The sequence below is a fragment of the Microbacterium sp. CH1 genome (genome assembly GCF_001595495.1).
GTDB lineage: Bacteria > Actinomycetota > Actinomycetes > Actinomycetales > Microbacteriaceae > Microbacterium.
Map to the genome: position 1 here is coordinate 44,143 of NZ_LOSO01000004.1, position 23,035 is coordinate 67,177.

Annotated in this window: 20 protein-coding genes; 15 read left to right on the forward strand and 5 right to left on the reverse strand. The window is 72.3% G+C overall.

The genetic code is table 11. From position 1 onward, the window contains the following. The first annotated feature begins 92 nt into the window (after positions 1-92). On the forward strand, positions 93-3,659 hold the full coding sequence (gene mfd / locus AUV07_RS02205; RefSeq protein ID WP_062633504.1) for a transcription-repair coupling factor: 3,567 nt from the start codon (positions 93-95) through the stop codon (positions 3,657-3,659). 61 nt (positions 3,660-3,720) lie between these two features. Further along, a complete protein-coding gene (locus AUV07_RS02210; protein ID WP_025103909.1) occupies positions 3,721-4,317 on the forward strand; it encodes a gamma carbonic anhydrase family protein in 597 nt (198 codons plus the stop codon). Between the two features lie 72 nt (positions 4,318-4,389). Here AUV07_RS02210 and gdhA read toward each other — a convergent pair whose 3' ends face one another. Both gdhA and AUV07_RS02220 read right to left on the reverse strand, forming a co-directional pair. Continuing rightward, the gene (gene gdhA / locus AUV07_RS02215) at positions 4,390-5,760 is read right to left on the reverse strand and encodes an NADP-specific glutamate dehydrogenase (protein ID WP_062633506.1); all 1,371 of its coding nucleotides are present in this window, start codon (positions 5,758-5,760) and stop codon (positions 4,390-4,392) included. A gap of 132 nt (positions 5,761-5,892) precedes the next feature. After that, entirely contained in the window at positions 5,893-8,706 is a 2,814-nt protein-coding gene (locus tag AUV07_RS02220; protein ID WP_062633508.1) for a phosphoenolpyruvate carboxylase, read from the reverse strand. Between the two features lie 78 nt (positions 8,707-8,784). On the opposite strand from AUV07_RS02220, the gene nhaA reads away from it, so the two are divergent. The 4 genes from nhaA to AUV07_RS02240 all read left to right on the forward strand — a co-directional run bounded on the left by nhaA (position 8,785) and on the right by AUV07_RS02240 (position 12,816). Further along, positions 8,785-9,951 (forward strand): Na+/H+ antiporter NhaA, encoded by a 1,167-nt coding sequence (gene nhaA / locus AUV07_RS02225; protein WP_062633510.1) that lies wholly within the window; start codon positions 8,785-8,787, stop codon positions 9,949-9,951. A 19-nt stretch (positions 9,952-9,970) separates the two neighbouring features. Beyond that, on the forward strand, positions 9,971-10,633 hold the full coding sequence (locus tag AUV07_RS02230; protein ID WP_062633512.1) for a MazG family protein: 663 nt from the start codon (positions 9,971-9,973) through the stop codon (positions 10,631-10,633). 67 nt (positions 10,634-10,700) lie between these two features. Continuing rightward, positions 10,701-11,951, forward strand: a complete 1,251-nt coding sequence (gene hisS, locus AUV07_RS02235; RefSeq protein ID WP_062633514.1) for a histidine--tRNA ligase — start codon at positions 10,701-10,703, stop codon at positions 11,949-11,951. Positions 11,952-12,012: 61 nt separating this feature from the next. Next, positions 12,013-12,816: an SGNH/GDSL hydrolase family protein gene (locus AUV07_RS02240; protein WP_231868176.1), complete on the forward strand. Its 804-nt coding sequence runs from the start codon at positions 12,013-12,015 to the stop codon at positions 12,814-12,816. On the opposite strand, the gene AUV07_RS02245 is transcribed toward AUV07_RS02240, so the two are convergent. After that, a complete protein-coding gene (locus AUV07_RS02245) occupies positions 12,785-13,312 on the reverse strand; it encodes a VOC family protein (RefSeq protein WP_062633518.1) in 528 nt (175 codons plus the stop codon). The genes AUV07_RS02240 and AUV07_RS02245 overlap by 32 nt on opposite strands. A gap of 92 nt (positions 13,313-13,404) precedes the next feature. Here AUV07_RS02245 and AUV07_RS02250 point away from each other — a divergent pair, with 92 nt between their 5' ends. Then, a complete protein-coding gene (locus tag AUV07_RS02250; protein WP_062633520.1) occupies positions 13,405-14,184 on the forward strand; it encodes an AraC family transcriptional regulator in 780 nt (259 codons plus the stop codon). Between the two features lie 5 nt (positions 14,185-14,189). Here the strand turns inward: AUV07_RS02250 and AUV07_RS02255 are convergent, their stop codons facing one another. Both AUV07_RS02255 and AUV07_RS02260 read right to left on the reverse strand, forming a co-directional pair. After that, positions 14,190-15,428, reverse strand: coding sequence for an APC family permease (locus tag AUV07_RS02255; RefSeq protein ID WP_062633522.1), 1,239 nt, complete (start codon positions 15,426-15,428; stop codon positions 14,190-14,192). Between the two features lie 41 nt (positions 15,429-15,469). Next, positions 15,470-15,940, reverse strand: a complete 471-nt coding sequence (locus AUV07_RS02260; protein ID WP_062633523.1) for a PaaI family thioesterase — start codon at positions 15,938-15,940, stop codon at positions 15,470-15,472. A gap of 99 nt (positions 15,941-16,039) precedes the next feature. On the opposite strand from AUV07_RS02260, the gene AUV07_RS02265 reads away from it, so the two are divergent. The 8 genes from AUV07_RS02265 to AUV07_RS02300 all read left to right on the forward strand — a co-directional run bounded on the left by AUV07_RS02265 (position 16,040) and on the right by AUV07_RS02300 (position 23,019). Continuing rightward, on the forward strand, positions 16,040-16,447 hold the full coding sequence (locus tag AUV07_RS02265) for a GntR family transcriptional regulator (RefSeq protein ID WP_062633527.1): 408 nt from the start codon (positions 16,040-16,042) through the stop codon (positions 16,445-16,447). After that, a complete protein-coding gene (locus AUV07_RS02270; protein ID WP_062633530.1) occupies positions 16,434-17,489 on the forward strand; it encodes a DUF1648 domain-containing protein in 1,056 nt (351 codons plus the stop codon). Before AUV07_RS02265 ends, AUV07_RS02270 begins: the two co-directional genes overlap by 14 nt. Next, the gene (locus AUV07_RS02275; RefSeq protein ID WP_062633533.1) at positions 17,486-18,445 is read left to right on the forward strand and encodes a CPBP family intramembrane glutamic endopeptidase; all 960 of its coding nucleotides are present in this window, start codon (positions 17,486-17,488) and stop codon (positions 18,443-18,445) included. The genes AUV07_RS02270 and AUV07_RS02275 overlap by 4 nt, the downstream gene beginning before the upstream one ends. Positions 18,446-18,449: 4 nt before the next feature. Beyond that, entirely contained in the window at positions 18,450-19,109 is a 660-nt protein-coding gene (locus AUV07_RS02280; protein WP_025103923.1) for an O-methyltransferase, read from the forward strand. A 112-nt stretch (positions 19,110-19,221) separates the two neighbouring features. Beyond that, positions 19,222-20,502, forward strand: coding sequence for a phosphopyruvate hydratase (gene eno, locus AUV07_RS02285; protein ID WP_062633535.1), 1,281 nt, complete (start codon positions 19,222-19,224; stop codon positions 20,500-20,502). A gap of 77 nt (positions 20,503-20,579) precedes the next feature. Next, a complete protein-coding gene (locus AUV07_RS02290; protein WP_172400116.1) occupies positions 20,580-21,113 on the forward strand; it encodes an FtsB family cell division protein in 534 nt (177 codons plus the stop codon). Between the two features lie 47 nt (positions 21,114-21,160). Then, positions 21,161-21,703 (forward strand): DUF501 domain-containing protein, encoded by a 543-nt coding sequence (locus tag AUV07_RS02295; protein WP_062633538.1) that lies wholly within the window; start codon positions 21,161-21,163, stop codon positions 21,701-21,703. After that, the gene (locus AUV07_RS02300) at positions 21,700-23,019 is read left to right on the forward strand and encodes a S8 family serine peptidase (protein ID WP_062633540.1); all 1,320 of its coding nucleotides are present in this window, start codon (positions 21,700-21,702) and stop codon (positions 23,017-23,019) included. The genes AUV07_RS02295 and AUV07_RS02300 overlap by 4 nt, the downstream gene beginning before the upstream one ends. The last annotated feature ends 16 nt before the right edge of the window (positions 23,020-23,035 follow it).

The following is a 23,035-nucleotide window of genomic DNA, read 5'->3' on the forward strand; positions in this document are numbered from 1 at the left end:
TCCGCGCGTCCGTAACGGGGTGGGAGGCACGGAAAGGGGTGGGATGCAGGGAAGCCGACCGCAGTGTCCGTGGGCGCGATTAGGCTTGTCCGGTGACTGTTCCGGGGATTCTGCGCGCCTTGGAAGAGGCGTCTCTGTATCGTGACGCTCTCGCCTGGGCGCACACCGACGCCGACCTCGGCCTGGTCGACGGGCTCGACGCGCCCGTGCTCGCCGGTCTGCTCGCCAAGCGCGCGGCGGCCGGCCACCCGGCGGCACTGCTGGCCGTGGTGCCCACGGGGCGCCGCGCGGAATCGGTCGCGCAGGCCCTGGAGACCTACGTGCCGGACGCCGAGGTGCTCACCTTCCCCGCCTGGGAGACGCTGCCGCACGAGCGCCTCAGCCCCAGCCCGGACACGGTCGGCCTCCGACTGCAGACCCTGCGGCGCGTCGCCGAGTGGTCCGGGGAGCGTCCCCTCGTGGTCGTGGCCTCCGTGCGCGCCGCGCTCCAGCCCATCGCCGGGAACCTGGGCGACATCGTGCCGCTCGAGCTGACCGTGGGCAGCCGCGGCAACGAGCTCGACCACGTCGCCGAGCAGCTTGTGGAACGGGCCTACTCCCGCGTCGACATGGTGTCGCGACGAGGCGAGTTCGCCGTCCGCGGCGGCATCCTCGACGTCTTCCCTCCCACGTCGGAGCACCCGTACCGCGTGGAGTTCTTCGGCGACGAGATCGATCAGATCCGGGCGTTCTCCGTGGCGGACCAGCGTTCCCTCCCCGGCGATGTGCCGCGCGTCGACCTCCCGCCCAGCCGCGAGCTCCTGCTCACCGCCGAGGTGCGGGAGCGCGCCAGGGCGCTCATCGGCGGCTTCCCGGCCATCAGCGGCATGCTCGAGAAGATGGCCGAGGGCATCCCGGTCGAGGGCATGGAGTCGCTGCTGCCCGCGGTCGCCGGCCCCCTCAAGTCGCTCGTCGAGTACCTGCCCGAGGGCACGGCGACCGCCGTGATCGACCCGGAGCGCTCGACCGCCCGCGCCCTCACCCTCGGCGAGACGAACCGCGAGTTCCTCGACGCCGCCTGGAGCGCGGCGACTTCCGGTGCCTCCGCCCCCATCGATCTCGGCGCCGGTGACTTCCTCACCATCGCGGAACTCCGGGAGGTCGTGCGCGACCGCGGCGGCGTCTGGTGGCGCCTGAGCCCGTTCGGGATCGGCGATGCGACGGCGGAGAGCGTCGAGGCGGCCACGGTCATCCCGTCCTTCCACGGCAACGTCGACGGCGCCATCGCCTTCGTCGACGCGAAGGTCGCCGACGGCTGGCGGGTGGTCGTGCTCGCGACCGGACACGGCCTCGTCGACCGCGCCCGCGACGTGCTGTCCGACCGCGGCATCGCGGCGCGGGTCGTCGAGACCATCGCGGACGCGCCGGACCCGGGGGTCGCGACCCTCACCGTGGGCGGCGTCGAGGCCGGCTTCCAGGTGCCGGAGGCGAAGCTCGCCGTCCTCACCGACAACGAGTTCTACGGCCGCACCATCGGCGGCGACCAGCGCGTCGTCAAGAAGCTCGCCTCCCGTCGGAAGAACGTCGTCGACCCGCTGCAGCTCAAGCAGGGCGACTTCGTCGTGCATGCGACGCACGGTATCGGCCGGTTCGTCGAGATGACCCAGCGCGAGGTCTCCACCGGGGGCCGTAACGCCGCGAAGTCCGTCCGCGACTACCTCGTGCTGGAGTACGCGCCGTCGAAGCGCGGCTACCCCGGCGACAAGCTGTTCGTCCCCACCGATCAGCTCGACCTCCTGTCGAAGTACGTCGGCGGTGAGGCCCCGACCCTGTCGAAGATGGGCGGCAGCGACTGGGCGCAGGCCAAGGGCAAGGCGCGCAAGGCGGTCCGCGACATCGCCGTCGAGCTCGTCAAGCTCTACTCCGCCCGGATGAGCGCCAAGGGATACGCCTTCGGCCCGGACACCCCCTGGCAGCGTGAGCTGGAGGAGGCGTTCCCGTTCGCGGAGACGCAGGACCAGCTGCAGACCATCGACGAGATCAAGGCCGACATGGAGCGGCCCATCCCGATGGATCGGCTGCTCTCCGGCGACGTCGGCTTCGGCAAGACCGAGGTCGCCGTCCGTGCGGCGTTCAAGGCCATCCAGGACGGCAAGCAGGTGGCGATGCTCGTCCCGACGACCCTGCTCGTCAAGCAGCACCTCGAGACGTTCACGGAGCGCTTCGCCGGGTTCCCGGTCAAGGTGCGGCCGCTGTCGCGGTTCCAGACCGACAAGGAGGCGCGGCTCACGCTGCAGGGCCTCCTCGACGGTTCGGTGGACATGGTGATCGGCACGCACCGCATCCTCACCGAGCAGGTGCTGTTCAAGGATCTCGGCCTCATGATCATCGATGAGGAGCAGCGCTTCGGCGTCGAGCACAAGGACGCGCTGAAGAAGATGAAGACCAACGTCGACATCCTCGCCATGAGCGCCACCCCGATCCCGCGAACGCTGGAGATGGCGGTCACCGGCATCCGCGAGATGTCGACGCTCGCCACACCGCCGGAGGACCGGCACCCGATCCTCTCGTTCGTCGGACCCCGCAGCGACAAGCAGATCGCCGCCGCCATCCGCCGCGAGATCCTCCGCGAGGGGCAGGTCTTCTTCGTGCACAACCGCGTGCAGTCGATCCAGCGGGTCGCGGCCGAGCTCGCCGAGCTGGTCCCCGAGGCGCGGATCGCCGTCGCGCACGGGCAGATGGGGGAGCACGCGCTGGAGCAGGTCGTCGACGACTTCTGGGAGCGCAAGTTCGACGTCCTCGTCTCGACCACGATCATCGAGACCGGCCTCGACATCTCCAACGCGAACACGATCATCATCGACCGCGCCGACAAGTACGGGCTGAGCCAGCTCCACCAGCTCCGCGGACGCGTGGGTCGCGGACGGGAGCGCGCCTACGCGTACTTCCTCTACGACGACATGAAGCCGCTGAGCGAGACCGCGGCCGACCGGCTGCAGACCATCGCGGTCAACAACGACCTCGGCTCCGGTATGCAGGTCGCCCTCAAGGACCTCGAGCTGCGCGGTGCCGGAAACCTCCTCGGCGCGGAGCAGGCCGGACATATCGCGGGGGTCGGCTTCGACCTGTATCTGCGCATGATCGGCGAGGCCGTCGCGACCTTCCGCGGCGAGGAGGTCGAGACCGGGCAGGAGCTCCGGCTCGAGCTGCCGCTCGACGCCCGCATCCCCGAGGACTACATCGACAGCGAACGCCTCCGGCTCGAGGCGTACCAGAAGCTCTCCGCCGCCTCGGCCGCGACCGCGAAGGACGACGCCATCGACCTCGTGGTGGAGGAGCTCGTCGACCGGTACGGCACGCCGCCGGAGGAGGTCACCGGACTCGTGTCGATCGCACGGCTGCGGCGCCGGGCGGCCAGGGCCGGGCTCACCGACGTCGTGGCCATGGGCTCGAACCTGCGCCTCGCGCCCGCCCGCCTCGAGGACTCCATCAAGGTCCGGCTGCAGCGGCTGTATCCGAAGGCGAAGCTCGTCTCCGGCGGGGAGGCCCTGGTCGTGCCGATGCCCACGGTGCCGGCGGCGGTCGGCGTGGGCGTGGAGCCGCTGCCCGACGCGGAGCTGCTCGCCTGGGTCGACCAGCTGTTCACCGCCATCTTCCCCGAGCCCGCCAAGCCCGAGTGACCCGGTGGTGATGATCCCCGAAGTCGTGCACGCCGCAGACGCCGAGGGCTAGTCTGGCCGCATGTTGTACGAGCACCTCGGGGCTCGCCCCCGCATCCACGACACCGCCGTCGTCGCTCCCACCGCCGTCATCTCCGGTGACGTGGAGCTCGGACCGGGCTGCCAGGTGCTGCACGGCGCCGTCATCACCGCGGAGGGTGGCCCGATCACCCTCGGGGCACACGTCATCGTGATGGAGAACGCGCTGATCCGGGCGACCGCGGCCAACGCCGTCCACATCGGGGCGCACACCCTCGTCGGGACACTGGCCAGCATCGCCGGGGCGACCGTGGGCGAAGAGGTGTTCTTCGCGTCCGGAGCCCGGGTCTTCAACGGCGCGCTCGTCGGGGATCGCTGCGAGGTGCGGGTCAACGCCATCGTGCATCGCCGGGCCGTGCTGCCGTCGGGGACGGTGGTACCGATCGGGTGGGTCGCGGTCGGCGATCCGGTGCAGCTGCTCTCACCCGACCGGGACGCGGAGATCGCGGCGGCACAGCCCGAGCTCGACTTCCCCGGACACGTCTTCGGCGTCGACCGGGACACTCCCGACCTCATGGTCCAGCTCACGGAGCGCTACGGCAGCTCCCTCGCGCGGCACGCCGACGACCGTCAGGTCTGACCCCCACCCTTCGAATCGCCCGAATGGTCGCATCTCGGCCGGATTTGCGACCATTCAGGCGATTCGAACGGGTCAGATGACGCCCTGGGCGAGCATCGCCGCGGCGACGCGCTCGAAGCCGGCGATGTTGGCGCCGGCCACGTAGTCGCCGGGGACGCCGTGGCGCTCGGCGGCCTCGAAAGCAGCACGGTGGATGTCGCCCATGATCTCGCGCAGCTTGTTCTCGCTGTCGCCGAAGCTCCAGCGCTGCCGCGAGGCGTTCTGGCTCATCTCCAGCGCCGAGGTCGCGACACCGCCGGCGTTCGCGGCCTTGCCCGGGGCGAACAGCACGCCCGCCTTCTGGAAGGCCTCGACGGCCTCGGGCACGCACGGCATGTTGGCGCCCTCGGACACGGCGCGCACGCCGTTCGCGATCAGGGCTTCCGCATCGGCGAGGCTGACCTCGTTCTGGGTGGCGGAGGGCACCGCGATGTCGACGGGCACCTCCCACACACTGCCGCTCTCCACGAACCGGGCGCTCGGGCGGCGGTTCGCGTACTCGACGATGCGGGCGCGCTCGACCTCCTTGAGCTGACGCAGCAGGTCGAGGTCGATGCCCGCGTCGTCGACGACGTAGCCGGAGGAGTCGGACGCCGTGACCGCGGTCGCACCGAGCTGGGCGGCCTTCTGGATCGCGTAGATCGCCACGTTGCCCGAGCCCGAGATGCCGACGCGCTTGCCGTCGAGGGAGTCGCCGTGCACGCCGAGCATCTCCTGCGCGAAGAACACCGCACCGTAGCCCGTGGCCTCCGTCCGCACCTCGGCGCCGCCCCACCCGGTGCCCTTGCCCGTGAACATGCCGGACTCGTGGCGGTTGGTGACCTTGCGGTACTGGCCGAAGAGGTAGCCGATCTCGCGGCCGCCGACGCCGATGTCGCCCGCGGGGACGTCGGTGTGCTCGCCGAGGTGCCGGTACAGCTCGTTCATGAACGACTGGCAGAACCGCATGACCTCGGCGTCGGACTTGCCGTGCGGGTCGAAGTCGGAGCCGCCCTTGCCGCCGCCGATGCCCTGACCGGTGAGCGCGTTCTTGAAGATCTGCTCGAAGCCGAGGAACTTGATGATCGACAGGTTGACCGACGGGTGGAACCGCAGGCCGCCCTTGTACGGACCGAGCACGGAGGAGAACTGGATGCGGTAGCCGCGGTTGACCTGCAGCTTCCCGGCGTCGTCGACCCACGGCACGCGGAACATGATCTGCCGTTCCGGCTCGACCAGGCGCTCCAGGATCCCGCCGTCGACGTACTCCGGACGCTGCTCCAGCACCGGGGCGATGGAGTGCAGCACCTCGTGGACGGCCTGGTGGAACTCCGGCTCGTGCGGGCTGCGCGCCAGCACCGTGTCGAAGACGGGCTGCACGGAGGCGGCGAGCGGGTGGAAGTCGGTGGGGGTGGTGACGGTCACGCGGGAGGGCTTTCTGATGGGGGATGGGGTGCGGGCGATCGTGTCGCGCGCGAAAGCAGAGCCGGGTGAGGCGGAGGTTTCACTCTAGCGTCGGCGACGAGGGCCTCCGCGCACACGGCGGAGCGGCCGGGGTCACCCGGTGTTCTGCAGGCCGGCGGCGACCCCGCTGACGGAGAGGAGGAGCAGGCGCTGCTGCTCGGCGTCCGCGCCGGAGCCCTCCGGCTGCTCCGGCGCCGACCGGAGCGCGCGGAGCGCCCGCAGCTGCAGGAGCGAGAGGGCGTCGACGTACGGGCTGCGCAGCTGCACCGCCCGCTGCAGCACGGGCTTGTTCTCCAGCAGACCCTCGCCTCCGGTGAGACGGATGACCCAGCGCCGCGTGAGGGCGAGCTCGTCGAGCACCAAGGTGGCGAGGTCGTCGCGGTCGCCGAGGGCGAGGTACTGCCGGGCGATGCGCTCATCGGTCTTGGCGAGGCTCATCGCGACGTTGTCGACCATCGTGCGCAGGAGTGGCCACTCGCGGTAGGCCTCCGTGAGCAGCTCCTCGTCGCCGAGGGCCTCGAGCGCGGTGCCGAGTCCGAACCAGCCGGCGAGGTTGATCCGGGCCTGCGTCCACGCGAAGACCCAGGGGATGGCTCGGAGGTCTTCCAGCGACTCCACCGAGAGGCCGCGGCGGGCGGGCCGCGAGCCGAGCGCGAGCAGGCCGATCTCCTCCATCGGGGTCACGGTCGCGAACCACGGGGCGAAGCCCTCGGCCTTGACGAGCGCGAAGAACCGCTCGCGGGAGGCGGCGTCCATCGTCGCGGCGACGTCGGCGTAGCGGGCGGCCGCGCGGCTCGTGCGCTCCTCGACCGTGGGGGAGGAGGCCAGCAGCGTCGCGGCGGCGACCTGGTCGATGTGCCGCATCGCGATCGCGGGCTCGCCGTAGCGGGCGAAGATGACCTCGCCCTGCTCGGTGAGCTTGAACCGGCCGTCGACGGAGTGCGGGGGCTGCGCGAGGATCGCGGAGTTGGCGGGGCCGCCGCCACGGCCGAGCGCACCGCCGCGGCCGTGGAAGAGAGTCAGCTCGATGCCGGATTCCTGGGCCCAGCGGGCGATCTTCTCCTGCGCCGTGTACAGCGCGAGGTTCGCGGCCACGGGCCCGACGTCCTTGGAGGAGTCGGAGTAGCCGAGCATGACCTCCAGCCGGTTGCCGGTCGCGGCCATCCGCTCGCGGAACTCCGGGAAGGTGACGGCCTCCGCGAGGATCCCCGGGGCGGCCTGGAGGTCGGCGAAGGTCTCGAACAGCGGCACGACGTCGAGCACCGGGGCGTCGTCGCCGAGCGCATGACGGGCCAGCTCGTACACGTTCGCGAGGTCGGAGGCCGCCTGCGTGAAGGAGACGACGTAGCGACCCGCGGCGCGGAGACCCCGGTCGCGCTGGATGTCCGCGATCGCGCGGAACACCTCCAGCACCTCCTCGGTCTGCGTGCTGATCGCCCCGCCGGCCTCGAGCTCGGCCAGGGCCTTCGCGTGCACCTGGGAGTGCTGGCGCACCTCCAGCTCGGTGAGGTGGAAGCCGTAGGTCTCGACCTGCCAGATGAGATGCTGCACGCCGCCGAACGCGTGGCGGCGGGCTCCGGCGGCGACGAGGGAGGACTGCACGGCGCGCAGCTCCGCGAGCAGCTCCTCCGGACCCGTGTAGCCCTCGTCGTCTCCGCGGCGCGTGGCCGCCACGCGGCGGGCCATGACGAGGACGACCCGGCGGTGCGGCTCGTCAGGGGAACGGGCCGCGAGCTCGTCGGCGACCGTCGGCTCCGCGGCCGCGAAACGCTCCCAGAGCGCCGTGACCTCGGCGCTGGGCGGGGTGTCGTCCGCGGCGAGCGTGAGGGTGCGGCCGATCCGGTCGAGCGCCCGCTCGAGGCCGCGGAGCACGTGGTCGGAGGCGATCTGCGACGCTTCGCGGGTCACTGCGGCGGTGACGAACGGGTTGCCGTCGCGGTCGCCGCCGACCCAGGAGCCGATCCGCACGAACGCCGGGACGACCGGGGCGCTGGCGCCGGACTCCTCGCCGCGGAGGGCGTCGTCGATCCGGCGGTAGACGTGGGGGACCGTGGTGAACAGCGTCTCGTCGAAGACGCCCATGACGGTGCGGACCTCGTCGGTCGGGGAGGGCTTCTGCGCGCGCAGCGGCGCCGTGCGCCACAGGGTGTCGATCTCCTCGAGCATCCGGCGGCGCGCGCGGTGCTCCTCGGAGCCGCCTGCGCTCGCCGCGTCGTGCTGGGTGAGCAGCTCGGAGAGCCGGCGGATGCTCGATGAGACCGCACGGCGGCGGGCCTCGGTCGGGTGGGCCGTGAAGACGGGGTGGAAGCGCAGGCCGTCCAGACGACGACGGGCCTCGTCGTCGCCGACCTCCTCGCGCAGCCGGGCGTACGCCCCCGCGACCGTGTCCGTCGCCTGGGCCCCTGAGCCTGTCGAAGGGCCCGAGCCCACCTGGGCCCCTGAGCTTGTCGAAGGGCCTGAGCCCACCTGGGTCCCTGAGCCTGTCGAAGGGCCCGTGCCCCCCTGGGCCCCTGAGCCTGTCGAAGGGGCCTGTCCCGCCCGCTCCCGGAGCACGCGCACCCGCTGGTGCTCCTCGGCGAGGTTCACGAGGTGGAAGTAGCAGGTGAACGCGCGGGCGACCTCGTCGGCACGGGCGATCGTGAAGGAGTCGGCGATCGCCGCGGCGCGGTCGAACGCGTCGGAGCTGTGGTCCTCGTAGGCCTGGATCGTCGCGAGGCGCAGGCGCTCGACGTCCTCGAACAGGTCGTCGCCGCCGGCCTCGCGGAGCACCTGGCCGAGGAGCTGGCCCAGCATCCGCACGTCGGAGCGCATGGCATCGGGGATGCCGCGACCGGCTTCGAAACGACCGATCACGCGGATGGCCTCGGTGGGCGTCGGCTCGGAGAAAGCGGGGGAATCGGGGGTCACCCTCCGAGAGTAGCCGGGCGGATCGGGGTGTCCTGCACGCATGACGACCGTGTGACGCCGCGGCCTACGATGGACGGGATGCGCATCACAGCGAACCCCCTCCGCGGGCAGCAGTTTCCCGCCGTCCTCCTGCTCGTGGCCGCCGGCCTCGGCCTCCTCTTCGCGAACCTGCCGACGCACGACGCGATCGCCGGGCTGTTGGAGACGCACCTCACCGTCCCGGGGACGGCGCTGGACCTGTCGATCGCGCACTGGGTGTCGGACGGCCTGCTCGCGATCTTCTTCCTCGTCGTGGCGATCGAGCTGCGGCACGAGCTCACCCACGGCGAGCTCGACTCCCCGCGGAAGGCCGTGCAGCCGGCCATCGCGGCCACCGGCGGCGTGCTCGTGCCGATCCTCGTTTACCTGCTGATCGCGGGAGGGCCGGCGACGGCGTCCGGGTGGCCGATCCCGACCGCCACCGACATCGCCTTCGCGCTCGGCGTGCTGGCAATGTTCGGACGCGGACTCCCGTCCCGGGTGCGGGTGTTCCTGCTGGCCCTCGCGATCCTCGACGACATCATCGGCATCATCTTCATCGCGGTGCTCTTCGCGCACGACGTGCAGTGGCTCCTGTTCGGGCTCGCGATCGTCGGAGTGGCGGTGTTCTGGCTGCTGAGCCGCCTGCTGCACGCCACCGGACACACGCTCGTCGCGGTCGCGATGGCCGTCGTCGGCGTCGTCACGTGGGGCCTCGTCGCCTCGTCCGGCATCCACGCGACCATCGCCGGCGTGATGCTCGGCCTCGTCATGGCGCCGGTGCCCGCCGGACGCACCCGGCATGCGCTGGAGCCGACCGTGAACGGCGCGATCCTGCCGCTCTTCGCCTTCGTGGCGGCCTTCGTCGTCATCCCCGCCGTCTCGCCGACGGCCCTCTCCCCGGCCTTCTGGGCGATCGTGGTGGCCCTTCCGGTGGGGAAGATCATCGGCATCTCCTTGTTCGGCTGGCTCGCCATGCGCATCCGTCCGAAGGGGGCCGACCCGGCGCTGCCCTTCGCGGACATCCTCGCCGCTGGCGCCCTGGGCGGCATCGGATTCACCGTCTCGCTCCTGCTCGCGAACCTCGCGTTCGAGGGCGACGCGGTCATCCGCGACCAGGCGATCCTCGGCGTCCTTGTAGGGTCGCTCCTCGCGCTGATCCTCTCCGGCATCGTCGTCACCCTGCGCGCCCGGTGGTACCGTCGCGCTGCGCCCATCCCCGCCTGAGCCGGAGTCCGGAGGAAGCATGACCAGCGAGCAGCGAGGCCCCGAGGACATCGACGATCCGCTGCGCGCGGCCGCGGAGACCATGCGTGCGGTGCGGGAGCGGTGTGTGTGGTCGCAGCGCATCACGCACCGTGATCTCGTGCCGTACCTCATCGAGGAGTCGCACGAGGTGATCGACGCGGTCGAGGACGGCTCGCGCGCCGACCTCCGCGAGGAGCTGGGCGATCTGCTGTGGCAGGTGCTGTTCCATGCCGCGATCGCGGCACAGGATCCGGACGACCCGTTCGACATCGACGACGTCGCCCGCACGGTCACCGAGAAGATGGTGCGGCGGCATCCGCACGTGTTCGGCGACGAGGTCGCGGAGACGCCGGAGGAGGTGCTCGTGCACTGGAACGCGGCGAAGGCGGCGGAGAAGCGCACTCGCCGCAGCGTGCTCGACGGGATCCCGCGCGCGATGCCCGCCCTCGCGCGTGCGCAGAAGATGTCGGGTCGTGCCGCCGGTGCCGGCGTGGTGCCCGCGCAGCCGTCCGCCCTGCACCCGTCGTCGGAGGAGGAGCTGGGCGATGCGCTCCTCGCCCTCGTGGACACCGCTCGGGCCGAGGGCTGGGACGCGGAGCGCGCCCTCCGGGAGCGGCTGACGCGCCTGGAGGACGAGGTCCGCGCCGCCGAGGCCGGTTGACCCGACACGGACACCGTCGCCGACCTGGGAAGATGGACGGGTGGCTACCGTGAACGCGCCGCGCGGCATGCGCGACTTCCTCCCCGCCGACAAGGCCCGCCGTGAGCGGGTGCTCTCCGTCATCCGCGACCGCTATCGTGCGCACGGATTCGACGAGATCGAGACCCCCGTGGTCGAGGAGTACGACCGGCTGCACGCCGGCATCGGCGGCGACAACGAGAAGCTGTCGTTCAACATCCTGCGTCGCGGCCTGGATGCGGAGGCCGTCCGCGCCGCCGCCGACGATCCCGCGGAGCTCTCCGACCTCGGCCTGCGCTACGACCTGACGGTGCCGCTCGCCCGCTTCTACGCGAGCAACCGGGGACAGCTCCCCGGCGTCTTCCGGTCCATCCAGATCGGTCCCGTCTGGCGGGCCGAGCGTCCGCAGAAGGGGCGCTACCGCCAGTTCGTGCAGTGCGACATCGACATCATCGGCGACGCGTCCGCGCGCGCCGAGGCCGAGCTGCTGGCCGCCTCGCTCGACGCCGTCGACGCCCTGGGGCTGGAGGGCGCGAGCGTGCGGATCAACGACCGCCGCGTGCTGGAGTGGATGCTGGGGCACTTCGGGTTCACCGAGGACGAGCGCCCGCAGGTGCTGATCACGATCGACAAGCTCGACAAGATCGGGCCGGAAGGTGTGGCCGCCGAGCTCCGCGAGCGCGGGGCCACGACGACCGCGGTCGACGCGTTCCAGGCCTTCCTCGGTCGCCCGCAGACGCTCGAGTACCACCCGTTCGGCGACCGCCAGATCCGCAAGGCGCTCCCGGGCGACGCGCCCGACGAGCTCGTCGCCCACCTCGTCGGCATCGGCGAGGCCGTGGCGGCGGGCCGCGGGCAGGACGACATCCCGCTCGTGTTCGACCCGTTCCTGGTGCGCGGCATGGGGTACTACACGGGGACGATCTTCGAGCTCGCGCACCCGTCCGTCACGTACTCGCTCGGCGGTGGAGGACGGTACGACGGCATGATCGGCCGGTTCCTCCAGCAGGACGTGCCGGCGGTGGGCTTCTCCCTCGGGTTCGAGCGCCTGGTCGACCTCGTCTCGACGGACCCGGCCACCGCGGCCCAGGCGATCGTGCTGGTCCACGACGCGGCCGTCCCCGTGGCGGAGCTCGTGGCGCACAAGACGGCCCTCGTCGCGAAGGGCGCGCGGGTCCGCCTCGAACAGCGCACGAAGAACCTCAAGGCGCTGCTGGAGCGCTCCGCCGCGGACGGCTACACCCACTTCGCGAGCGTGCGCCCCGGCGACGACGAGCTCGAGGTGAAGACGCTGGCCTGAGTCGCCCCCGTCGTGACGAGGCGTTCACCGGACGTTCACGGCGGTCGGCTGAAATCGCGCCGTGCGTCGTCTGCCTTTGCTGACCCTGGTCGCGCTCGCCGCCGCGCTCGTCGCGGGCTCCCGCGTGGTCCTCGACCGGCAGGCGGCCGTCGCGCGCCGGCGCATCGGGAAGCCGCTGGGGGAGCAGTCGCTCGACGCCGACCGTGTCTGGCGCCCGGGGCTCGAGGGCGAGCCGCTCGACCTCCTGCTGCTGGGCGACTCCCTCGCTGCCGGCCTGGGAGCGGCACGGCGGAAGGAGACCCTCGGGGCACGGCTCGCGAAGGCAACGGCACGCCGACTCGGGCGTCCCGTGCGGCTGCGCACCGCCGCGGTCGTGGGGGCGGAGTCGCGGGATCTCGACGGGCAGCTCTCCCGCCTCCCCGCGGACTATCGCCCTGACGTCGCCGTGATCGTGGTCGGTGGCAATGACGTCACCCACCGCCTCCCGGCAGCGGAGTCGGCCCGCCACCTGCGCGCGGCCATCGTCCGGCTGCACGCTCGCGGTGCCCGCGTCGTCGTCGGCACCTGCCCCGACCTCGGCGCCCTGCGCGCGGTGCCGCAGCCGCTGCGCCGCATCGCCTCCGGTCTGTCCCGACGGCTGGCGGAGGCGCAGGCGGAGGCCGCGCACCGGGAAGGAGCGGAGACGGTGGACCTGCGGCGGGCTGTCGGCCCGATGTTCTTCGACGAGCCGGAGGAGATGTTCAGCCTCGACCGCTTCCACCCGAGCGCCCTCGGCTACCGCCGCACCGCGGAGGCGCTGCTGCCGGCCGTCGAGCGGGCCGCCCTGGTCGCGCTCAGCTCTCGGCACTCTCCGGTGCCGCGCTGAACGAGGCCGCCCACTCCGCGACCCGTCGTGCGCTCTCCTCGTCGGAGAGGTCCTCCACGCGGGTCATGATCGACCAGCGGACGCCGAACGGGTCGCGGATGCTGGCGTAGCGGTCGCCGGAGACGAACAGGGACGGCGCCTCGCGGACGGTCGCCCCCGCCGCGACGGCGCGTGCGACCACGGCGTCCACATCCCGGACATACAGGCCCATCGAGTAGCAGTCGTCGTCGCCGGAAGGCGCGGGCACGAGGTGGTACTCGGGGCTCGGCTCGCCGAGCTGGAGCCGTCCGAGCCCGAAGTCGAGGTCGGCGTGCGCGACGACACCGCCGAACTCCGTCACGTCGACCACGCGGGCGCCGAAGACGTCCCGGTAGAACTCGACGGCGCGGGCGGCGTCGGGGATCGCGAGGAAGGGGGTGAGCGAGGTCGCGCTGTGCGGGCGGCCGTCGGTGGTGTGTGCGCCGGTCACACCGGCCGGAGGTGTCTGTGCGGTCATGCGGCCACGGTAGGCGGGCGAGGGTACCCGCCGCTTGAAGATCCGCGACACGTCGCCGACGCCGTGTCGGTGGCGCGTTCTACGCTGGGCCCATGGTGGACCGGACGCGCGGAGTGCTCTATCCCGCACAGCTGCCCTCGTTCCATCGGCTGCCCCCGCCCCCACACGCCGCCGCGCTCGTCTCCTGGTTCTGGATCCCGGAGTGGAGCCTCCCGGACGGCGAGGTGTCCCGGCAGGAGATCGTCTCGTATCCGGCCGTCAACCTCGTCGTCGCCCCGGAGGGCGTGTCGATCTCGGGCGCCACGACCCGCGCGTCGACCAGGGAGCTGCGGGGGTCGGGGTGGGCTGTGGGCGCTCTGCTCCGCCCCGCCGCGGTCCCTGCTCTCACCGACGACCCTCCGGCCCTGATCGACGCGGAGCACTCCTTCGACGCCCCCGAGCTGCATGCGGCGGTGACGACGGCGATGCGGACCGCGCCCGAACGCCGGGAGCGCGCCGTCGCGGTCTTCTCCGCGTGGCTGTCGCAGCGCGTGGGCCCGGTCGGCGCGGCGGGGCGGCAGGCCAACGCGATGCTCGACGTGCTGCTGGGGGAGGGGGCGGCGCTGACGCCGGAGGAAGCGGCGACCCGACTCGCGCTCTCGGTGCGCACGCTGCAGCGGCTCACGCACCGCACCGTCGGGCTCTCGCCGGGCGCGATCATCCGCCGCCGTCGGCTGCAGGAGGCGGCGCAGCGTCTCCGCGAGGAGCCGGAGACGGACCTGACGGCGCTCGCCGCCGCGCTGGGGTACGCCGACCACGCCCATCTCACGCGCGACTTCGCGACCGTCCTCGGCCTGCCGCCGCGGGACTATCGCGCCAGGCTCTCCGGCTGAGGCGATCAGCCGTGTCGCTGCTGCTGCCGCCGTACCCGCAGCGCCCGTCCGGCGACCCCGAGCAGCACGACGCCCATGCCGACGAGCGAGGCGAGGGCGGGAAGCGTGCTCACGAGCACGAGGCAGCCGAGGGCTCCACCCACCTGCAGTGCCCGGGGGTATCGTCGGGCCGCGCCGTGCTGGCGGAACGCGGCGGCGTTCGCGATGAGGTAGTACAGCAGCACGCCGAAGGAGGAGAACCCGATCACCTCGCGGAGATCCCCGACGAGCACGAGTGCGATCACGATGACCGCGAGGATGATCTCGGCGCGGCGCGGCACCTGATGGCGCTCGTCGATGCGGGCGAGGAACCGGGGGAGGTCCCCCTCTCGCGCCATGGCGAGCGTCGTGCGGCCGATGCCGGTGAGCAGGGCGAGCAGAGCGCCGAGGGAGGCGGCGGCCGCGGCGATCCGCACCACGGGGGCGAACACCGGCCAGCCGGCCGCGGTGAGGACATCGGCCAGGGGCGCGGCGGCTCCCCGCGCGTCGCCACCGAGGACGAGGAGCACCACGACGCCGACGAGCGCGTAGACGACGACGGCGCCGCCGAGAGCGAGCACGATGGCGCGGGGGATCGTGCGCGCGGGGTCGACGACCTCCTCGCCCATGGTGGCGATCCGGGCGTAACCGGCGAAGGCGAAGAACAGCAGTCCGGCGCCCTGGAGCACGCCGTACACGGTCGTGTCGGGGAGCGGCGCGGGAGTGGCGGTCGGCGCGGCGCCGAGGCCGACCGCCACCACGACCGAGAGCCCGAGCAGCGAGCAGGCCACGAGGATGCGGGTCGCCAGCGCGGTCCGCGTCACGCCCAGGCAGTTCACGACCGCGAGGGCGGCGACGGCGATCACGGCGATCAGGGTCTGCCACCCCGCCGGAGCGGCGTAGGCGGCGAAGGTCATGGCCATGGCGGCGCAGCTCGCGATCTTCCCGATCACGAAGCTCCAGCCGGCGACGAAGCCCCACCACGGTCCGATCTCCGCGCGCGCATAGGCGTACGTGCCTCCTGCCACGGGGTGCACGGCCGCGAGCTGCGCGGACGCGGTGGCGTTGGCGTAGGCGACAGCGGCGGCGATCGCGAGGGCGAGGAGGATCCCGCTGCCGGCGACCTCGATGGCCGGTCCCCAGACCGCGAACACGCCGGCACCGATCATCGATCCGAGGCCGATGGCGACGGCGTCCGGCAGCGTCAGGCGGCGGGCGAGGGGCACCCGGTCATCGTCCCACGCCGGGGTGAACGGCCGGTGACGCGTCAGCCGCGGGACGCGGTGACGCGCTTCTTCTCGCGGATGTAGACCTCGCGGCGCACCGTCGCCACGACGTCTCCGTCGCGATCGGTGATGACCGTCTCGAACCACTCGAGCACCTTCGCGCCGCCGTGGGCGCGCTGCCGGAGCTCCTCCGCCTTCTCCCGCGTCACCTCGAACTCCGCGGTCAGCACCCCGCGCCCCGGCTTGAGGAACTCGATCTCGCCTCGGGTGTCCCACACGACGTAGTCCCGCCCGAGCTGATGCATGACGAGCATGAAGAAGTACGGGTCGGTCATCGCCGACATCGACCCGCCGAACGCGGTCTTGACGTAGTTGCGGGTGAGGAGGTTCACGTGCAGCTCCACGGTCGCCTGGGTCCAGTCGTCGCTGAACCGGCGGACGCGGATGCCGCTGCAGAGGTTGGGGATCCAGAGGCTCATGCCGAGGGCGAGGCGGCGGGGCGTGATGCGCATGAGGTCAGTGTGGAGGATGCGCCGAGTCCCCGCGAAGACGTCTGGAGGGTTGGCACAGTTGTTCTAGTTCGCATAGAATAACTAGCGAAGGGAGGCATCATGCTCATCCGCGTCGATGTCGACAGCCCGCTCGCGCTCTACGACCAGGTCGCCGCCTCGGTGCGCGCCGACATCCTCTCCGGTGCCCTCGCGCCCGGCGATCGTCTGCCGGCCGCCCGCGACGTGGCCGCCGCGCTCGACATCAATCAGCACACCGTCCTGCACGCCTACCAGCGCCTCCGCGACGAGGGCCTGGTCGACCTCCGGCGGGGGAGGGGCGCCGTGATCGCCGCCTCCGCCGCGCCGCTCGCCGAACTCTCGCACGAGATCGATGGGCTGATCCGGCGGGCGGCGGCCCTGGGCGTCTCCGCCGAGACCCTCGCCGGCATCGTCCGCACGCACCGCGCAGAAGCCGAACCTCCCACCCCCGCCGCGAGCCCCCAGGAGGCCTCCCATGACGACGCCTGACCCCACCCGCACCCCTCCGGCCACCCTGCGCCGCGCACGACGGGCCTTCGTCCTCGTGGCGCTCGTCCTCCCGGTGCTCATCGTCGCGATCTCCGCTCTCGTGCTCACGGCCTGGCTCCCGTCGTTCCCCGCCGACGTCGCGATCCACTGGGGCGTCGACGGCGCGGACGGGTTCGGCCCGGCCGCCACCTACCTCTGGGTGCTCCTCGGCGTCGGTCTCGGCATCCCGGTGCTCCTGACCGTCACGACGCTGGTCGCCGTCGGGGCGCACTGGGGCGCGACCGCCCGTCTCCTCGGAGCGACCGCGGCCGGCATGTCGGCGTTCGCGGGCGTGATCTGCTTGGGCTCCCTCGCGATCCAGCGCGACCTCCCTCCCTCCGGTGAGGTCCCGGGCATCGCGGGAGTGATGGCACTGGCCTTCGCGGCTCTCCTCGGCGTGGGCGCGATGGCGTGGTTCGTGCAGCCGCGCGTGCAGTCGGTGCCCGGCGCCGCTCTCGAGCCCCGCCACGACGTGCGGGTCGGCGACGGCGAGCGGGTCGTCTGGGTGGGCACCACGACCATGCCCACCGGTGCCCTCGTCTTCCTCCTGCTCGTGCTGCTCGGGCTCGTGGCGCTCGCCGTGACGATGCTCGTCATGGGCACCCCGCTGGCCTGGGTCTCGGGTCTGGTCGCCCTCGTCGTCGGGTTCGCGCTGGCGGCGACCGCCTCGTTCCGGGTGCGCGTCACGCCGGACGGCATCGACGCGCGTGCCGTGATCGGGTGGCCTCGAAAGACCATCCCGGTGGCGGAGATCGCGTCGGCCAGGGCCGTGCGCATCTCGCCCTTCGGCGAGTTCGGCGGCTGGGGGTGGCGTCTCGCTCCGGACGGCCGCAGCGGGATCGTGATGCGCCAGGGTCCGGCGATCGAGGTGCATCGCCGCGACCACGGACCGTTCGTCATCACGATCGACGGGGCGGAGGAGGCGGCGGCGCTCCTGCAGGCGTACGTGGACCGATCCGCGGGGCCTGCGCCCTCCGGAGGAACGGAGAGGACGGCACGATGAGCGCTCTGACGCCGACCCGCGTGCCCTGGCGCGCGGTCCTCATCTTCACCCTCACGGCCTGCGGGCTCGCGGCTCTCGTCTGCCTGCCCCTCTGGCTCGGCGACGGCCTCGCCGAACCCTTCGCGGGAGCGCTCCTCCCTGTGATGATGTTCACGCCCGCGGCCGCGGTGCTCGTCGTCACGCTCACCACGGGCGTACCGGAGAAGGGCAGTCGGGCGCGCTTCCTCGGGATGTGGCCGCTGCGGCCCGCGAAGCGCGTCGTCGGGCTGCTGGTCGCGGCCTGGCTCGTGCCGCCGCTGCTCGTCGCCCTCGGCGTCCTCCTCGCGGCCGCATTCGGGTGGGTGCGGCTCGACCTCACCTTCTCGACCTTCGCGGATCAGCTCGCCCAGGCTCTTCCCCCGGGGACACCGGTGCCGCCGGTCGGCGTGGTCGTGTTCGCGCAGCTCGCCGCGATCCCGGTCGGGGCGCTGGTGAACAGCGTGCTCGCCTTCGGTGAGGAGCTCGGCTGGCGCGGCTGGCTGCTCCCGGCGCTGCGTCCGCTCGGCACCTGGCCGGCGCTCCTGCTCAGCGGGGCGATCTGGGGACTGTGGCACAGCCCCGTCATCCTCCTCGGTTACAACTTCGGCCGGACGGACGTCACCGGCGTGCTGTTCATGATCGGCGGCTGCGTGGCGTGGGGGGTGCTGTTCGGCTGGCTGCGGCTGCGCTCCGGCTCGCTGTGGCCGGCGGTCGTCGCGCACGGGGCCTTGAACGCCGCCGCGGGCCTGGTCGTGATCGTCGCCGCCGAGCAGCCCGACCTCGCCCTCGCCGGACCGCTCGGTGTCGCGGGCTGGATCGTCGCTGCCGTCGTGGCCCTCGTCCTCGTGCTCACGGGGCAGTTCCGCCGACAGCCGGAGCTCGCCTCACCGCCCACCCCGCCGACGCTTGACGGCCGGCCGGCGCCGGGGGTTGGCTGAGCACATGGAATCCACTCCCGCCGCCTGGGCCCGCGCCGACACCTTCCTCGCCGACATGCTCGTGGGTCCGGACCCGGCCCTGGCGTCGGCGTTGGAGGCGCAGCGCGCGGCGGGGCTGCCCGAGATCGAGGTCGCCCCGGTCGCGGGGAAGCTGCTGAATCTCCTCGTGCGGATGAGCGGCGCGCGCCGCGTGCTGGAGATCGGCACCCTCGGCGGCTACTCGACGATCTGGATGGCCCGCGCGGTCGGACCGGCGGGACAGGTCGTGACGATCGAGGCGGAGGCGGACAACGCCGCCGTCGCCCGGGCCAGCATCGACGCGGCAGGAGTGGGGGACCGCGTCGACATCCGGATCGGTCGGGGAGCCGACGTGCTGCCGACACTCGCCGGCGCCTTCGACCTCGTCTTCATCGACGCCGACAAGGAGTCCAACACCGTGTACCTAGACTGGGCCGCGAAGCTCGGTCACCCGGGCACCGTTGTCGTGCTCGACAACATCGGCCGCGACGGCGAGATCGTCCGCGACGACTCGACGGACCCCAAGGTGAACGGCACGCGCGCGGGGCTGCGGATGCTCGGGGAGGACCCGCGCTTCGACGCCACGGCGCTGCAGACGGTCGGGATCAAGGGATGGGACGGCATCGCGCTCGCCCTCGTCGTCTGACGCGGGCGGATCCCCCCGGCTCGTCTCCGGGTGCGGTCCGACGCCGGGGATAGACTGGGCGCGGATCGACGACGCTCCACACACCCTTCCATCCTGAGCAAGGAGCACATCAGTGGCACTGATCGAGGCTGTAGGCGCACGCGAGATTCTCGACTCGCGCGGAAACCCGACCGTCGAGGTGGAGGTGCTCCTCGACGACGGCATCGTGCAGCGCGCCGCCGTCCCCTCCGGTGCCTCGACCGGCGCCTTCGAAGCGTACGAGCTGCGGGACGGCGACAAGAGCCGCTACGGCGGCAAGGGCGTGCTCAAGGCCGTCGAGGCGGTCATCGACGAGCTCGGCCCGGCCATCGAGGGCGTGGAGGCGAGCGAGCAGCGCATCGTCGACGAGATCCTCATCGAGGTCGACGGCACGGACAACAAGAAGCGTGTCGGCGCCAACGCCATCCTCGGCGTGAGCCTCGCGGTCGCGAAGGCCGCCGCGGACTCCGCCGACCTGCCGCTGTTCCGCTACCTCGGCGGTCCGAACGCGCACGTGCTGCCCGTGCCCCTGTTCAACGTCATCAACGGCGGAGAGCACGCCGACAATGGCATCGACATGCAGGAGTTCTTCCTCGCCCCGATCGGCGCGGAGACCTACTCCGAGTCGCTGCGCTGGGGCGTGGAGACCTACCACGTGCTGCGCGCGGAGCTGAAGGCCGCCGGCTACGCGACAGGTCTCGGCGACGAGGGCGGCTTCGCCCCCGACCTGCCCAGCAACCGCGAGGGCCTCGACTTCCTGGTCAAGGCGATCGAGAAGGCCGGCTTCACGCCCGGCACCGACATCGCCCTGGGCCTCGACGTCGCCGCGACCGAGTTCTTCAACGACGGCGTCTACCGTCTCGACAACAAGGACTGGGACGCCGAGGCGCTCACCGAGTACTACGTCGGGCTCGTCAACGACTTCCCGATCGTCACGATCGAGGACGCGCTCGCCGAGGACGACTGGGACAACTGGAAGCACCTCACCGAGGCCCTGGGCTCGAAGGTGCAGCTGGTCGGTGACGACCTGTTCGTCACCAACCCGCAGCGTCTCGCCGACGGCATCACGCGCGGCGTCGCCAACTCGCTGCTCGTGAAGGTCAACCAGATCGGCACGCTCACCGAGACGTTCGACGCCGTCAGCCTCGCGCAGCGCTCCGGCTACACGGCGATGCTCTCGCACCGTTCGGGTGAGACCGAGGACACGACGATCGCCGACCTCGTGGTCGCCACGAACGCCGGCCAGATCAAGGCGGGTGCCCCGGCGCGCAGCGAGCGCGTCGCGAAGTACAACCAGCTGCTGCGCATCGAGGAGGAGCTGGGCGACGCGGCGGTCTTCGCCGGCCGTTCCGCCTTCCCGCGCTACCAGGGCTGAGCGCCCGCGACAGCGACCACGCCGCATCCGCGGCACGACCGCGCCGCCCGGATGGCGGCTGACACGAAGGAGGAGCCGTGGCACGACGACCGGCTCCTCCTTCGCCGTCGATCGGAGCGGCGACGCCTCGCTCGACGTCCTCGTCGCGACAGCCGCGGAGCGGCGCCCCCGCCGCACCCCGCGTGGACGTGCGCGAGTGGGCCTCGGGCATGCGGCTCTCGGCCTTCTCCGTGATCATGCTCTCCCTCGTGGTGCTGGGAGCCTGGGTGCTGGTGCCCACGCTGGGCACCTTCATCGATCAGCGGCAGAAGATCGCGGCGCTGGAGCAGTCCGTGCAGGTGAGCGAGGACGAGATCGCCGCGCTGACCGCGGAGCGCGAGCGCTGGGACGACCCCGCGTACATCACGACCCAGGCCCGTGAGCGCCTGTACTACGTCAAGCCGGGCGAGGTCGTGTACCTCATCGACAACGACCTCGATCCCTCCACCCTCCCGCGCGAGCAGGAGCCGGTGAGCGACACCCTCGAAGAGAAGCCCGCCGACTGGATGCCGCAGCTGCTGCGCACCCTCGTCTCCGCGGGACTGAGCGACACCGCCGTCCCCGCAGGCTGAACCCGGGCTCCGAGCATCCTCCCGGACGGCTCCCCTACGCTGGTGGGGTGACCACCCCGCCGTTCCCCGCGCCCACCTCCGCCGAGCTTGCCGTCGTCTCGACCCAGCTCGGACGCCCCGCCCGCGGTGTCGTCGGCATCGCGGCCCGCTGTCGGTGCGGGAACCCCACGGTGGTGGCCACCACCCCGCGCCTGCCCGACGGCACGCCGTTCCCCACGTTCTACTACCTCACGCATCCGGCGGCGACCGCCGCGATGTCGACGCTCGAGGCGAACCAGGTCATGCCCGAGCTCGCGGCGCTGCTCGCGGAGGACGAGACCGTGGCCGCAGCCTACCGGTCCGCCCACGAGGCGTACCTCGCCGACCGTGCGCAGTTCGGCGAGGTGCCCGAGATCGACGGGATCTCCGCCGGAGGCATGCCCACCCGGGTGAAGTGCCTGCACGCCCTCGCCGGACACGCCCTGGCGGCGGGAGCCGGTGTGAACCCGATCGGCGATGCCGCGCTGGCCCGCAGCTCGTGGTCTCCCGAGGTCTGCCGCTGCGAAGAGCCCGGCGCCGCCCTCCGCGACGATCCGGCACGTTCGGCATGACGCGGCGGCGGATGCTGCGCGGCGCCGTCGCCCTCGTGGCGGTGGCGGCATCCGTCCTGCTCCTCGGTTCCACGGCGACGCCGACGCCGACGCCACCTCCGGTCGCCGACGACCCTGCCGATCCGGTGCGGGCGGCCGAGTACTGGCTGGACGGTGCCCGCATCCGCGACGCCTGGCAGACGACCCGCGGGGAGGGCGTCACCATCGCCGTCATCGACACGGGCATCGGCAAGGTGCCGCAGGTCTTCGACGACGCCGTCGTCGGGGGAACGGACGTGTCCGGAGCCGGGACGCCGGACGGCCGCACGCCGCTCGGTGCCGTCGACGGCAACCACGGCTCGTGGGTGGCGTCGCTCGCGGCGGGCCGCGGCAAAGCGGACGGCACCGGCATGATCGGGGTCGCGCCCGAGGCGGAGCTCCTCTCGATCTCCGTGGGGTTCGGCGCCGCCGCGGCGGTGCCGTTCACCGAGCAGGTGGCCACCGGCATCCGCTGGGCCGTCGACCACGGCGCCGACATCATCAACCTCTCGTTCACGACGAACACGCTCGACTGGGATCAGAGCTGGGACGACGCCTTCCTCTACGCGTTCGAGCACGACGTCGTGGTCGTCGTCGCGGCCGGCAACCGGGGGAGCGGCACGAACATCATCGGCGCGCCCGCCACGATCCCCGGCGTGCTCACGGTCGGCGGCGTCGACCAGACCGGCACCGCGAGCATCGAGGCCTCGACGCAGGGCATCACCATCGGCATCTCGGCGCCGAGCGAGGGCCTGCTGGGGGTGTCGGCGGACGGCGAGGTCGTCTCCTGGAGCGGGACCAGCGGCGCGGCTCCGATCGTCGCCGGCGTCGCGGCGCTCATCCGCTCCGCGCACCCCGACATCTCAGCGAACGACGTCATCAACCGCATCATCAAGACGGCGATGCCGGTGGCGGATGCGAAGAAGCCGCGCGATCCGCTTTACGGCTTCGGCCTGGTGGACGCGGAGGCGGCGATCTCGGCGAACCTGCCGTCCGTGAGCGAGAACCCCATGGGCGATCTCGCGGAGTGGGTGCGGCTGTATCGCCGTGCCGACAGCGCGCCCACGCCCGAGCCGTCGCTCGCCCCCGTCGAGGTGCCGCCGCTGCCGGACGCGGATGCCCCCACCGACCCCGGTTCACCGCTGCTTCCCAGCGCCGACTCCCTGCGCTACGGTACCCTGCCGCTCATCGCCCTCACTGTCCCTGGTATCCTGGTAGCGCTTGGCGTCACCGCAGCTGCCCGGCGCATCCGATCGGCGCGCGTTCCCGTACGCCACAATCCCGACTCCGAGGAGTAGTTCTTCTGTGCCTCAG

Bases quoted from the DNA above. Each gene is read 5' to 3' on its own strand.
- AUV07_RS02210 (WP_025103909.1), top strand. From the start codon at position 3,721: ATGTTGTACGAGCACCTCGGGGCTCGCCCCCGCATCCACGACACCGCC.
- nhaA (WP_062633510.1), top strand. From the start codon at position 8,785: ATGCGCATCACAGCGAACCCCCTCCGCGGGCAGCAGTTTCCCGCCGTC.
- AUV07_RS02245 (WP_062633518.1), bottom strand. From the start codon at position 13,312: ATGACCGCACAGACACCTCCGGCCGGTGTGACCGGCGCACACACCACC.
- AUV07_RS02230 (WP_062633512.1), top strand. From the start codon at position 9,971: ATGACCAGCGAGCAGCGAGGCCCCGAGGACATCGACGATCCGCTGCGC.
- AUV07_RS02280 (WP_025103923.1), top strand. From the start codon at position 18,450: ATGGAATCCACTCCCGCCGCCTGGGCCCGCGCCGACACCTTCCTCGCC.
- AUV07_RS02250 (WP_062633520.1), top strand. From the start codon at position 13,405: ATGGTGGACCGGACGCGCGGAGTGCTCTATCCCGCACAGCTGCCCTCG.
- hisS (WP_062633514.1), top strand. From the start codon at position 10,701: ATGCGCGACTTCCTCCCCGCCGACAAGGCCCGCCGTGAGCGGGTGCTC.
- AUV07_RS02260 (WP_062633523.1), bottom strand. From the start codon at position 15,940: ATGCGCATCACGCCCCGCCGCCTCGCCCTCGGCATGAGCCTCTGGATC.
- AUV07_RS02270 (WP_062633530.1), top strand. From the start codon at position 16,434: ATGACGACGCCTGACCCCACCCGCACCCCTCCGGCCACCCTGCGCCGC.
- AUV07_RS02275 (WP_062633533.1), top strand. From the start codon at position 17,486: ATGAGCGCTCTGACGCCGACCCGCGTGCCCTGGCGCGCGGTCCTCATC.
- AUV07_RS02300 (WP_062633540.1), top strand. From the start codon at position 21,700: ATGACGCGGCGGCGGATGCTGCGCGGCGCCGTCGCCCTCGTGGCGGTG.
- AUV07_RS02265 (WP_062633527.1), top strand. From the start codon at position 16,040: ATGCTCATCCGCGTCGATGTCGACAGCCCGCTCGCGCTCTACGACCAG.